The sequence below is a fragment of the Bifidobacterium saguini DSM 23967 genome (genome assembly GCF_000741715.1).
Classification (GTDB): domain Bacteria; phylum Actinomycetota; class Actinomycetes; order Actinomycetales; family Bifidobacteriaceae; genus Bifidobacterium; species Bifidobacterium saguini.
Genome location: NZ_JGZN01000006.1, coordinates 75,652 through 89,351 on the forward strand (window position 1 = coordinate 75,652; position 13,700 = coordinate 89,351).

A 13,700-nucleotide genomic window follows, 5' to 3' on the forward strand; every position below is an offset into this window, starting at 1 on the left:
AACTGTTACCGCTCACGATTGAACATCAGACCTGTTCGTTCCATACTTAAGACTGTCGATGACATGAAGTCATCAATGTGGATGGATGGACATCCAGAGAACACTGCTCGAGGAGGAGTATTCATGAAGAATTGGAAGAAAGCTATTGCTCTTGTTGCTTCCGCTGCTGCATTGGTAAGTGTTGCGGCTTGTGGTTCCAGCAGCGCTGGTGGCAGCAACGATGGCAAGAAGACCGTCGGCTTCGTGGCCGTTGGTCCTGAGGGCGGCTTCCGTACCGCTAACGAGAACGACATCAAGTCCGCATTCAAGGATGCAGGCTTCGATTTGGTCTACTCCCCGACTCAGAACAACGATCAGCAGAAGCAGATTCAGGCTTTCAACAAGTTCGTGAACGACGAAGTTGACGCCATCATCCTGTCTTCCACTGAGGATTCCGGTTGGGATGACTCCCTGAAGAAGGCCGCTGAGGCTGAGATCCCGGTCTTCACCGTTGATCGTAACGTGTCCGTCAAGGACGCCGATGCCAAGAAGGCTATCGTCTCCCACATCGGACCGTCCAACGAATGGGCTGGCCAGCAGGCCGCCGAGTTCGTCAACAAGAACTTCCCGGACGGCGCCAACGGCTTCATCCTGGAAGGCCCTGCAGGCCTGTCCGTGGTGAAGGATCGTGGCACCGGCTGGTCCGACAAGGTTGCCTCCAACATTAAGGTCCTTGAGTCCCAGTCCGCTAACTGGTCCACTGATGAGGCCAAGACCGTGACCGCTGGTCTGCTTGACAAGTACAAGTCTGAGAACCCGCAGTTCATCTTCGCCCAGAACGATGAGATGGGCCTCGGTGCCGCTCAGGCTGTTGACGCTGCCGGCCTCAAGGGCAAGGTCAAGATCATCACCATTGATGGTACCAAGAACGCTCTGCAGGCTCTGGTTGACGGCGACCTCTCCTACGTGATCGAGTACAACCCGATCTTCGGTAAGGAAACTGCTCAGGCCGTCAAGGATTACCTGGATGGCAAGAAGGTTGAGAAGGACATCCAGATCGAGTCCAAGACCTTCGACGCCGCCAGCGCCAAGGAAGCTCTGGACAACAACTCCCGCGCTTACTGATAGCACGGCTGCTCAACACTGATAACTGAACTGAACTCGTAGTGATGGTGTGAGAAGGAAAACATGCTCCTTCCACACCATCACTCATGTTCGGCCCAAATATCACAAAACGATAACAAAAATTCCTTCTCGTTTAAGGCAAAGACATGACTGATAAAACCCCTATCGTCGTGATGAAGGGCATCACGATTGAGTTCCCGGGCGTCAAGGCTTTGGACGGTGTCGACCTGACCCTCTACCCAGGTGAAGTGCACGCTCTCATGGGTGAGAACGGTGCTGGTAAGTCGACCATGATCAAGGCTCTGACCGGTGTGTACAAGATCAACTCTGGCTCCATCACCGTCGAGGGCAAGCCGCAAAGCTTCAACGGCACTTTGGATGCTCAAAACGCCGGTATCGCCACTGTGTACCAGGAAGTGAACCTGTGCACCAACCTCTCCGTTGGTGAGAACGTGATGCTCGGCCATGAAAAGCGTGGCCCGTTCGGCATCGACTGGAAGAAGACCCACGAAGCCGCCAAGACGTATCTGGCCCAGATGGGTCTGGAGAACATCGACCCGCACACTCCGCTGAGCTCCATCTCCATCGCCATGCAGCAGCTGGTCGCCATCGCCCGCGCTATGGTCATCAACGCCAAGGTGCTGATTCTCGATGAGCCGACTTCCTCCCTGGATGCCAACGAGGTGCAGGACCTGTTCAAGATCATGCGCAAGGTGCGTGACTCGGGCGTGGCCATCCTGTTCGTCTCCCACTTCCTCGATCAGATCTACGAGATCACCGACCGTCTGACCATTCTGCGTAACGGTAAGTTCATCAAGGAAGTCATGACCAAGGACACTCCGCGTGACGAACTCATCGGCATGATGATTGGTAAGTCCGCCGCCGAGCTTTCCCAGATTGGCGCCAAGAAGTCTCGCCGCGAAATCAAGTCCGGCGAGAAGCCGCTGGCCGAAGTCAAGGGCCTGGGCAAGAAGGGCACCATCAACCCGGTCGATCTGGATATCTACAAGGGCGAGGTCGTCGGCTTCGCAGGCCTGCTGGGTTCCGGCCGTACCGAGCTTGGCCGTCTGCTCTTCGGCGCAGACAAGCCGGACTCCGGTACCTACGAGTTCAACGGCAAGCAGGTCAACATTTCCGACCCGTACACCGCCCTGAAGAACAAGATCGCATACTCCACCGAAAACCGTCGTGATGAGGGCATCATCGGTGACCTTACCGTTCGCCAGAACATCCTCATCGCACTGCAGGCCACCCGCGGCATGTTCAACCCGATTCCGAAGAAGGAAGCGGACGCGATCGTCGACAAGTACATGGAAGAACTTAACGTTCGTCCGCGCGATCCCGATCGCCCGATCAAGAACCTGTCTGGTGGTAACCAGCAGAAGGTGCTGATCGGCCGTTGGCTGGCCACCCACCCGGAGCTGCTCATCCTCGACGAGCCGACCCGCGGTATCGATATCGGCGCCAAGGCTGAAATTCAGCAGGTCGTGCTCGACCTCGCCGCCAAGGGCATGGGCGTCGTCTTCATCTCCTCCGAGCTTGAAGAGGTCGTGCGTCTGTCCGACGACATCGAGGTCCTGAAGGATCGCCACAAGATCGCAGAAATCGAAAACGACGACACCGTCTCTCAGGCGACCATCGTCGAAACCATTGCTAACACCAACGTGAACGGAAAGGAGGCGTGAGATGGCTGAAAAGGCAAAGGAAGAGGGCAACGCTCTCGTGAAGAAGCTGCTGAGCAACAACCTGACCTGGTCCATTGTGGCATTCATCCTCCTGGTCGTCATCTGCACCATCTTCCAGCATGACTTCCTGGCATTGAGCTGGAACGACAACACCGGCGGTCTGGCCGGCCCGCTGATCACCATGCTTCAGGAATCCGCCCGATACCTGATGATCGCCACCGGTATGACCCTGGTCATCTCCACCGCAGGCATCGACCTCTCGGTCGGTTCCGTGATGGCCGTGGCAGGTGCCGCCGCCATGCAGTCCCTCTCCAACGGCGTCAACGTGTGGGTCTCCATCCTGATCGCTCTGCTCGTTGGTCTGGCCATCGGCTGTGTCAACGGCGCTCTGGTCTCCCTGCTTGGTCTCCAGCCGTTCATCACCACCCTGATCATGATGCTCGCCGGCCGTGGTATCGCCAAGGTGATTACCTCCGGTGAGAACACCGATGCTTCCGCAGTCGCCGGCAACGAGCCGCTCAAGTGGTTCGCCAATGGCTTCATCCTCGGCATCCCCGCCAACTTCGTTATCGCCGTGGTCATTGTGATTCTGGTCGGCCTGCTGTGCCGCAAGACCGCAATGGGCATGATGATCGAGGCCGTGGGCATCAACCAGGAAGCCTCTCGTATGACTGGTATCAAGCCGAAGAAGATCCTCTTCCTCGTCTACGCGGTCTCCGGCTTCCTCGCGGCCATCGCAGGTCTGTTCGCCACCGCATCCGTGATGCGTGTTGACGTGGTCAAGACCGGTCAGGACCTCGAAATGTACGCCATCCTCGCAGTCGTCATCGGCGGCACCTCGCTGCTCGGTGGTAAGTTCTCCCTCGCCGGCTCCGCTGTCGGCGCTGTGATTATCGCCATGATCCGCAAGACCATCATCACCCTCGGCATCAACGCCGAAGCAACCCCGGCCTTCTTCGCCGTCGTCGTGATCGTGATCTGCGTGATGCAGGCTCCTAAGATCCACAACTTGGGTGCGGAAATGAAGCGTAAGCGTGCACTCAAGGCTCAAGCTAAGGCGGTGGCAGCATGACAACAGCTACGGCAAATAAGGTAAAGGCTCCTAAGAAGGGCTTCAAGCTTGATCGTCAGATGATTCCGACCCTCGCGGCCGTCGTAATCTTCCTGCTGATGATCATCATGGGACAGGCACTGTTCGGCACCTACATCCGACTGGGCTTCATCTCCTCCCTGTTCATCGACCACGCCTACCTGATTATCCTGGCAGTGGCCATGACCCTGCCGATTTTGACCGGTGGTATCGATCTGTCGGTCGGCGCCATCGTGGCAATCACCGCAGTCGTTGGCCTGAAGCTGGCAAACGCCGGTGTTCCCGCCATCCTGGTCATGGTCATCATGCTGCTGATCGGTGCCGTGTTCGGTCTGCTGGCCGGCACGCTGATTGAGGAATTCAACATGCAGCCGTTCATCGCAACCCTGTCTACGATGTTCCTGGCTCGCGGTATCGCCTCCATCATCTCCACCGACTCCCTGACCTTCCCGGAGAACAACAACTTCGACTTCATCGCCAACGAGATCAAGATCATCGATAACCCGAAGATCTCCAACGATCTCTCCTTCAACATTGGCGTTGTTATCGCTCTGATTGTTGTGATCTACGGCTACATCTTCTTGCACCACACCCGCACTGGCCGCACCATCTACGCCATCGGTGGCTCTCGCTCCTCCGCTGAGCTGATGGGTCTGCCGGTCAAGCGCACCCAGTACACCATCTACCTGACCTCCGCAATCCTCGCGGCCCTGGCTTCGATTGTGTACACCGCCAACATCGGTTCCGCAAAGAACACCGTTGGTGTGGGCTGGGAGCTCGACGCAGTGGCCTCCGTGGTTATCGGCGGTACGATCATCACCGGTGGCTTCGGCTACGTGCTCGGTTCCGTGCTCGGCGCTCTGGTCCGCTCCATCCTCGACCCGCTCACCTCCGACTTCGGTGTGCCGGCAGAATGGACCACCATTGTGGTTGGCCTCATGATCCTCGTCTTCGTGGTGCTGCAGCGCGCCGTGATGGCAGTCGGGGAGAAAAAATAGGCCTCCGCGAACACATAACTGAACAATAACTGAATAGGTGTTCCGGTTCTATTGCCTGTGCTCGTCGCGGAGCGGGGCGATAGGGCCGGAATAAGCACCAAAGACTTTCTCCTTTTTCTTTTCTTCCTTTCATCGACGTGTGGGGAGCAGCTCGGAAATCCGAACTGCTCCCCACACGTTTTTTATATGAGTTTTGGTTCATGACCGCTGCAATGGCATTTTATGAAAACGATTCAATAATGCTGGCTATTTAGAAAAAGACAGCTTTGTATATCAAATTGTTATCGTTGCCACTTTGCTATGAAAACGTTATCGCGCTATGCTGTGAACATACGCAACCACAATGGCGTGCGGAACAACGCTGTCAAGCAAAGCCGCTGCCATGAGGTGCAACCGAACAACATATAAGGAACATCAATGAGCAGCACATTCACATGGGAGGGCGGCGGCGTTGAACTCGACTTCGCATACGCCGACGACCAACCAGTAGCGCTGGTGGCATACCGAGTGCCGAAGCAGCACATCGACGTGACCTTTGCGCATGCCACGCCCATCGTGGAAATTCTTGCTTCCGGTTCCGGCCATTGGCTGGCCTGCGGCAAAATCACCCACACCACTATCGGCAGGGACCTGCGCTACGTAAGCCATGTCACCAATCGAGCCGTAGAACCGGAAAGCGCAGAAGCACAGTCCACCGCCAGCCGTCTGGATATTACCCTGAGTGATCCGCGCACCGGCATCGAAGCGGTAGTAACCTATGAGGTTGCGACCAACTCGCCAATGGTGCGCACCTGGGCCACAGTGACGAACGCCAACGAACAGGATGACGTCACCCTGGAATCCGTTACCAGCTTCACTGGCAGCTTTGGCGCTCCGACCGGAGTTTCTCCCACCGACCCCAACACGTTTGGCGATTGGACGCTCACCGAAGCGGATATGGACTGGCTTTCCGAAGGACGATGGCACACCACGCCATTGCGTCGCATTTTCCCCCGTATCCATGAGGAACTGACTGGATGGGATCCTCGCGGTCGCCATCAGGTCATCTCCACGGGCACCTGGTCCACCGGCCAGCATGTGCCGCTCGCCGTACTGGAAAACAAGGTGCTTGGCCTCGCATGGATTTTCCAAGTGGAACATAACGGCGCTTGGCGCTGGGAAATCGGTCAGGATACGGCAGACGGTTACATCGCGCTTGCCGGCCCTGTGGAAGAAAGCCACGCATGGAGCAAGACGCTGAAGCCCGGCGCCTCTTTCGCCACCGTGCCTGCGTCCTTTACCATTGCGGCCGACTTCAACGAAGCCACTGCGATCATCACCGCATACCGCCGCGCATGGCGTGTCAAGCATGCAGACAACGCGCACCCTTCCGTGGTGTTCAACGATTACATGAACACCATCTACGGCGACCCAACCACCGCCAAGGAACTGCCCTTGATCAAGGCGGCTGCTGAGGTTGGCGTGGAAATCTTCGTGATCGACTGCGGTTGGTATGACGACACGGGCAACTGGTGGCCATCCGTGGGCGAGTGGATGCCTTCCAAGACTCGATTCCCCGGTCCGAAGGGCATTGTGGAAGTCATCGATGCCATCAAGGAACAGGGCATGATTCCGGGCATCTGGCTGGAGCCGGAAGTTATTGGCGTCGAATCCCCGGTAGCTAATCAGCTGCCTGACTCCGCATTCATCACCCGAGCAGGCAAGCGTGTGGTTGAACAGCAGCGTTACATTCTTGACTTCCGCAGCCAGGACACTCGCGACTACATGGATTCGGTCATCGACCGCATCGTAGGGGAGTATGGCGTCGGCTACTTCAAGCTCGACTACAACGTTTCTCCCGGCATCGGCTCCGACCACAACGCCGACAGTCTCGGAGACGCGCTGCTCGAGCACAATCGCGCCTACAGTGCCTGGATTGACGGACTGCGCCGCCGTTACCCCGATCTGATTCTGGAAAACTGTTCGTCCGGCGGCATGCGTGAGGATTTCGCTCAGCTGAGCCGCTTCCAAGTGCAGTCCACCTCCGACCAGCAGGATTGGAAAATCTATCCGGCCATCGCCGCCGCGGCTCCCATGCTGATGCTGCCCGAACAGGCCGCCAGCTGGGCATACCCGCAATCCGGCATGAGCGACGAGGAAACCGCGTTCAACATCAGCACCACCTTCCTGGGCCGCTTCTTCCTCTCCGGTTACCTCAACCGCATGGATGAAGACCAGCATAAGCTCGTGGCCAAAGGCATCGGAGCATACAAGCAGTATGTGCAGCCAATCATCGGCTCGTCGGTGCCGTTCTGGCCGCTCGGTCTACCGGAATGGGAGAGCGATACCGTGGCATTCGGCCTGCGCCCTGCATCAGGCAGCGAGCAATCCACACTGATTACGGTCTGGGCTCGCGAGGCCAAGAACAGCACGGTTCGCCTGAACCTCGCCCACGCACAAGGCCATGAAGCCACGGTGCAGCCCATCTTCCCGGTTGAAGGCTTCGAATCCTGGCCTACGCAATGGCACGCCGATGAAGGCGTACTGGAAGTCACAGTGCCGACCGGCACCTGGGCCTCCCGCACCTTCGCCGTCACCATCGATTGATCAACCGGCAATAACACCGGCAATACATCCGCGGCGCAGATAGAGCTGCGCCGCACACCACCACCAACCCATATCAAGGAACAATCATGAGCCAATCCACTACCGCGGCCGATCCGCGCAACCCTCATCAGATGCCATTGCATCGCAAGGTGACCTACTCGTTCACCGATCTTTCCGGCAACCTGCTGTACTGCATCATCAGCACGTACGCCCTCTACTACTTCACCGAGGTATACGGCCTGTCTATGGCCGTAGCCGGCACAATCTTGCTCGTCGCCCGCTTCTTCGACGCTTTCGATGCTCCGGTGTGGGGTGTGATCATCGATCACACGCACACCCGCTGGGGCCAGTCCCGCCCGTGGTTCCTGTGGATGGCCGTGCCGTTCTCGCTGTTCGTCTTCCTGCTGTTCTGCGCACCGCCCATCTCCGACCCTGCCGCCCGCGCATGGTACGCCGGTGTGGTCTACGTGCTTGCCGGCATCTCCTACACCGGCATGAGCGCGCCAATCACCTCCGTGCTGCCGAACCTCACCTCCAACCCGGACGAGCGCAACGTGGCCAGCACCTTCCGCATGGTCGGCGGCAACATCGGCAACTTCCTTGCTGTGACGTTCATCCTGCCGCTGTCCACCAAGATTGGCGGTTCCTCCACCTCCGCCAACGGCTGGCGTGTGGCCGTGGGCCTCTACTGCCTGGTGGCTCTCGTGCTGCTGGTCATCGCCTTCCTCGACATGCGCGAGCAGAACATCGAACGTACCAAGCCGATTTCCATCCGTGATTCCTTCCGCGCAGCCAAGGCCAACTGGCCGTGGATTCTCGTGGTCGTAGCCAACGTGGTCTTCTGGATCGGCTTCACCGCACGCACCTCCATGCTGCCGTACTACTTCCGCTACAACGTGGGCAATGAAAGCTGGACTTCCATCCTGAACGGCATCTCCATCATTCAGGTGCTCGGCATGATGAGCGTACCGTTCCTGTGCAAGCGCCTGCACCTGTGGGGCACCACGCTGCTCGCCCTCGGCTTCGCAGGCGCTGGCCAGATCGGTCTGGCGGTAGCAGGCGGCAACATCCCGGTGATGATCGTCTCCTGGTGCATTGCCTGCCTCGGCACCGGCACCCTGTGCTCCCTGTTCGTGCTCATGGTCACCTACTCCGTTGACTACGGCGAATGGAAGAACGGCATCCGCGCAGCCGGTCTGCTCACCGCCATCGGTTCCTCCTTCTGCATCAAGATGGGTGCCGGCATCGGCGCCTTCCTGCCTTCGCAGATCTTGAGCATCGCCGGATTCCAGGAAGGCGTGAAGGCTCAGAGCGCATCCGCACTCACTGCCATCCACTTCTCCTTCACCTGGCTGCCGCTGATCATCTTCGTGCTGTGCATGATTCCCGTCTACTTGTACAAGCGTTACGAAGATCAGCAAGACAAGGTGCTTGGCGAGCTTAAGGCTCGCGCCAACGAGGTGGAAGCAGCCAAGTAAGCAATCAATTATGTGATTGATTATTACTGATACAGCAAAGCCGAACGCAGCATACAATATGCCTGCGTTCGGCTTTGTTTTGTATGCGCAAGTTTTTCCTATGCGCTACGCAAGTGTGAGCCCAACCGTACGCATGCCTTACAATGGCAAGCGCTCGCTAAGCAAAAACGTTATCGAGGCAAAGGAAACGGGGCACTATGGCGAAAACACCAAGCGGCAAGCCCAAAGCACCATCCATCAAAGATGTGGCTGCGCTCGCCGGCGTATCCGTGCCGACCGTATCCCGTTACTTGAATATGCCGGAGCGAGTCAGCGAAACCAAGCGGCAGGCCATTGCGCAAGCCGTCAGCAAGCTTGGTTACCGCCCTAACGCTATTGCGCGCGCGCTGGTGCGCGAGCAATCCAGTCAATGCTTGGTGCTGTCTTCCAACACCACCCGATACGGTCAAACACAGGTGATTCAAGGCGTGGAAACCGCAGCTCGAGCGGCAGGATTCGCCCTATCCATCGCGCTGATTGCCGAACCGGGAAGTACCAGTGCACAAATCCGCGAAAGTGTGCAGTCCGCACTTGACCATAATCCTGCCGGCGTGGTGCTGTTGAACTTTGATGAAGCCAGTGCGCAGGCGCTGTCGATGATTCCTCGCACTTTGCCATTGGTAAGCGTGGCGGGAGAGCGCAATACGGAAATCGCGCAGATTTCGATGGGGGAGCGCGAAGGTGGATACCGCGTGACCCAGCACCTGCTGCAACGCCTCGCCGAACGCGGCATCGGCTCCAGCCCTGTGCATTATGTCGGTATTCCTGGCGGCGGCGGTGCCGAAGGCCGTTATGAGGGGTGGCTTCAAGCGTGCCAGGAGGCTGGTGTTCCCATTCCACCGGCTGTGGAAGCCGGATGGGATGTGGATAGCGCGCGCGAAACCGGTCGTATATTAGGGCGCAAGCGCGGTGAAGTCAAGGCCATATTTGCCGGCAACGACGAAACCGCAATGGGTGTGATTCGTGGTCTTGGAGACGAAGGTCTGCGCGTGCCGCAGGACGTGCTGGTCGTCGGATTCGATGATCACCCGGTGGCGCGAATCTGGAACCCCTCAATCACGACCATTCATCAGGATTTCCAAGGAGTGGGTGCCGCTGCATTCGCCATGCTTGCCCCGATGCTCGAAGACGTGTCGCTGGGCCGTGCGCACGGTGAGTCATGGCAGGCGTATCAACGGTTTGAAGGCCATCTCATCGAGCGTGAATCCACTGTGAACGCCTGAGCTCTCCACGCCGAGAATGCCCGGCAGCGTCCGCCTTCGGCCTTAAAATATGTTCTGGCTAAACGGGGCGCACCATCGGAACCTGTTTTCGGTCCTATCAGATGGCGCGTAGAGACACATACGCCGGTTGGTAAACCTGACTTCCATTTTGTTTGAACCAAAGACGTAGAGGAGCTTTCCTATGCCCGAAAATGAGCAGCAGCGCGCGGTTGATGCGGAAAAGATTCCACTGAAACTTATCGGTGCCATTGTGGCCGTGGGTTCACTGGCCTTCATCGGCATTCTGACCGAGACGGTGATGACCGTGCTCTTCCCTTCGCTGATGCGTGAATTCCATGTGGATACCGCCACTGTGCAGTGGATCACCACAATCTACCTGCTGGCCGTGGCTGCCACCATGCCTATCAGCTCGTTCCTGAAGCGTCGCTTCCCGCTGAAAGGCATTTTCCTTGCCGCAGTAGTGCTGGCCATCATTGGTTCCTTGATCATGATTTTTGCCAGCGCCTTCCCGCTGCTGATCATTGCCCGAATCATCCAGGGCATTGGCTCTGGTGTGGCCACACCGTTGATGATCAACATTATTTTGGAACAATCGCCACGCTCCAAGATCGGCCGACTTATGGGTGTCGGCTCCTTGGTTATCACCGTGGCTCCGGCCATCGGCCCAACCGTGGGCGGTGCTGTAACCGCGATTTTGCCGTGGCGTGCCATTTTCGTAGCGGTTATTCCGCTGGTGTTGATTGCTGCATTCATCGGTACGAAATGTATTGAACAGAAGACCCCCACTGAGGCAGCATTCCTTGATCCGATTCAGCTTGGTTCCATTATTCTGGCGCTGGTCGGCTTGGTGCTGGCATTGAACCAAGGTGGCGTGGCCATTAGCGCTGCAGTATCCGGTCAGGCGGCAACCAAGTCTGCTGTAATCGCCATCGTGAGCCTGATCATCGGTTTGGGCTCTCTGATGCTTTTCGCTTTGAGCTCCAAGAAGGCGTTCTCCCCGCTGCTGCGTCTGGGCATTCTGCGCGACCCAGTCGTATTGCTGCACGTCATCGCCTATCTGGTACTGCCACTGGTTGCTATCGGATACGGTTACGTGATCACTAACGTGTCCCAGCTCTCCCTTGGCGTAAGCGCATTCGTGGCAGGCTCCCTCGTGCTGCCAGGCGCCTTGATTGGTGCGGTATGCGCTCCGGTGGGTGGCTGGCTGTACGACCGTTTCGGCGCGGTCAAGCCCATCCTGATTCCTATTGGCATTGCCATTTTGGGGCCGGTGCTGATGCTCATCTTCTCGATGCATTTGACCGCAGGTCTCCTGTGCGGCTTCTACTTCATCTTCGGCTTCTTCTACGCCGTAGGCGCGGCCAACATCATGACCAGCGGATTGTCTGGTGTGCCGCATGAGTTCCGCCCGGACGGCAACGCCATCTTCAACACCTGCCTGCAGTTCGGTGGTGCGGCAGGCACCGCATTGTTCTCCACGATCTTGGCCGTGGCACAGGCGGGAGCTGGCGAAGAAGGCACGCCGCAGTTCGCACACGCCACGGCAGTCGGCGGCGCATGGACCTTCGCCACCATGACCGTAATCTGCATCATCGGTTGGAGCTGCTTGGCCATCGCCTTCCGCATTCGAGCATCTCGCCGGTAAGAAATCCATTTCGGCTCCCCTCAGTGAGGGGAGTTTTTTATCCGCACCGCGGCCTAGGTTGGTGAAACATGGGAATCGAGAATACGCATAAGCTCATCGTCAACTGCTTGCCCCTGAACGAATCCGAGAAGCAGGCGTTTGCCAAAGCAGCAAGGAACATACCCCAAGAATTCGTGGGCGATGTTGCCCACCGTACGGATATGGTCTGGCCAGTATCCATTCCTGATGAACTGAGCGCTCAGGCCACCGCCGTCATCGGCAATTTCCCAGTTGATGAAGCCCCGCGATTCCCTCGACTCGAATGGTTACAGACGTTCAGCGCCGGCGTAGACTCCTACCTCAAAGAAGGCGTCCTGCCGCGTGGCACTATGGTCACCAATGCTTCCGGAGCGTATGGGCAAAGCGTATCCGAGCACATGTTCGCGCTGATGTGGGCACTGATGAAGAACATCAACCAGTATGCTGCGAATCATACCGCACACCGTTGGCAGGATCAGGGTTCGGTATTAAGCCCTGAAGGCGGCATTGCTTTGGTGATTGGTGCCGGCGATATCGGTTCGCATTTCGCACAACTGGCGCAAGGCGTCGGCATGCGCACCTTTGGCGTACGTCGTCACGCGGATGTTCCGGCAAAGGGCATCGAAAAAATGTATGGTTTCGAACGTTTGGATGCGCTGCTGCCATTGGCCGACGTGGTGGCGCTTGCAGTGCCGCGCTCGCCGCAAACCCATCATCTGCTGGATGCCACGCGCCTGGCTCGTTTGAAGGAAACTGCCATTGTGATTAACGCGGGCCGTGGTGACGCCATTGACCCGGATGCCTTGGCCGTGGCCCTCCATGAAGGCAGGATTCACGGAGCCGGTTTGGATGTGACCGAGCCGGAGCCGCTGCCCGAAACCAGCCCGCTGTGGGATGAGCCGCGCTGTCTGATCACCCCGCATGTGGCCGGTGGCAATCATTTGGAGAAAACTTCCGAGCAAATTATTCGCATCGCACTGGGCAATGTGACCCGCTATGCGCGCCATCAGGAGCTCATCAACCTCGTACGCAGGTAGTCTCATGCGGTTCGCCGCTGCATGACAGCTGCTGTATAACGATGTGGCCCGCAAGACGTCGTTGTCTTGCGGGCCACATGTGTTCAGGGAACGAACAATTGGTGTCAATCAGTACTTGTTGGCACCGTTACCCTCGAAATCAACCTTGAAACCGCGCTGGTAGTGCAGGAACATGGCGGCACCATAGCGATCCACAGGGCGGTGAGTGAACAGCATACGAATCGCGAATGCGGTCTGCACGTCTTCAGGCAGCGCAAGAAAAGCCTTGTGCGCATCCCAGTACGGGTTCATGGTGATGGCGGCGTCGGGAACGTAGGCGTAACCGTAACCATCCTCATTCACGTATCCCATGAATGGCAGGTCCCAAGCATTGTGGTTGGTCAGCTGGGACTTGAAGTATTCCACTTCGCTGAGCGCCTGATCGCTGATGCCGAAGCTCTTGGCTACCTCATTGGCCTTGGCGGTCTTGGAGGCCGGGTCCTTGCCAAACATATCTGGGTCTACGACGATGACTTTTTCTTCAGCCATGATGGTCCTTTCGTGAGCATGCCGTGCTTCATGGTGAAGTCGGTATTGTTCGATTACGTAGTAAAACGCACATCTATAATCCTTTCTCTTGTGAGAAAGGATATGCACATTGGTTTGTGCTGGTTCCTTAGCCTAGCATGTAAAACACTGAAAATAAGCCGTTTAACAAGTAATTCATGAGCTGGTAACTGTTTTGGAAGGTATTGTTTTGCTGTGATATTCGTTGTGTTCTTTTTGCAAAAGTGAACATTTACGATGTTCACTTTACT

Annotated in this window: 10 protein-coding genes; 9 read left to right on the forward strand and 1 reads right to left on the reverse strand. The window is 57.3% G+C overall.

Features of this window, described 5'->3' with window-relative positions; all coding sequences use genetic code 11:
• Positions 1 to 123: 123 nt before the first annotated feature.
• From fruE to BISA_RS03560, 9 genes are all read left to right on the forward strand, one after another.
• Positions 124 to 1,104, forward strand: a complete 981-nt coding sequence (gene fruE / locus BISA_RS03520; RefSeq protein ID WP_033890260.1) for a fructose ABC transporter ATP-binding protein FruE — start codon at positions 124 to 126, stop codon at positions 1,102 to 1,104.
• Positions 1,105 to 1,250: 146 nt separating this feature from the next.
• On the forward strand, positions 1,251 to 2,789 hold the full coding sequence (gene fruK / locus BISA_RS03525) for a fructose ABC transporter ATP-binding protein FruK (RefSeq protein WP_033890261.1): 1,539 nt from the start codon (positions 1,251 to 1,253) through the stop codon (positions 2,787 to 2,789).
• Position 2,790: 1 nt separating this feature from the next.
• A complete protein-coding gene (gene fruF, locus BISA_RS03530) occupies positions 2,791 to 3,861 on the forward strand; it encodes a fructose ABC transporter permease FruF (RefSeq protein ID WP_033890263.1) in 1,071 nt (356 codons plus the stop codon).
• The gene (gene fruG, locus BISA_RS03535; protein WP_033890264.1) at positions 3,858 to 4,877 is read left to right on the forward strand and encodes a fructose ABC transporter permease FruG; all 1,020 of its coding nucleotides are present in this window, start codon (positions 3,858 to 3,860) and stop codon (positions 4,875 to 4,877) included. Before fruF ends, fruG begins: the two co-directional genes overlap by 4 nt.
• Positions 4,878 to 5,294: 417 nt before the next feature.
• Positions 5,295 to 7,463: an alpha-galactosidase gene (locus BISA_RS03540; protein WP_033890265.1), complete on the forward strand. Its 2,169-nt coding sequence runs from the start codon at positions 5,295 to 5,297 to the stop codon at positions 7,461 to 7,463.
• An 86-nt stretch (positions 7,464 to 7,549) separates the two neighbouring features.
• Positions 7,550 to 8,941, forward strand: a complete 1,392-nt coding sequence (locus tag BISA_RS03545) for an MFS transporter (RefSeq protein WP_033890266.1) — start codon at positions 7,550 to 7,552, stop codon at positions 8,939 to 8,941.
• Between the two features lie 197 nt (positions 8,942 to 9,138).
• Complete coding sequence (locus BISA_RS03550; RefSeq protein WP_033890267.1) at positions 9,139 to 10,203, forward strand: LacI family DNA-binding transcriptional regulator; 1,065 nt, start codon at positions 9,139 to 9,141, stop codon at positions 10,201 to 10,203.
• Positions 10,204 to 10,384: 181 nt separating this feature from the next.
• Entirely contained in the window at positions 10,385 to 11,848 is a 1,464-nt protein-coding gene (locus BISA_RS03555) for an MFS transporter (protein ID WP_033890268.1), read from the forward strand.
• Between the two features lie 68 nt (positions 11,849 to 11,916).
• Positions 11,917 to 12,903 (forward strand): D-2-hydroxyacid dehydrogenase, encoded by a 987-nt coding sequence (locus BISA_RS03560; protein ID WP_033890270.1) that lies wholly within the window; start codon positions 11,917 to 11,919, stop codon positions 12,901 to 12,903.
• A 108-nt stretch (positions 12,904 to 13,011) separates the two neighbouring features.
• Here the strand turns inward: BISA_RS03560 and BISA_RS03565 are convergent, their stop codons facing one another.
• The gene (locus tag BISA_RS03565) at positions 13,012 to 13,431 is read right to left on the reverse strand and encodes a hypothetical protein (protein ID WP_033890271.1); all 420 of its coding nucleotides are present in this window, start codon (positions 13,429 to 13,431) and stop codon (positions 13,012 to 13,014) included.
• Positions 13,432 to 13,700: the final 269 nt, after the last annotated feature.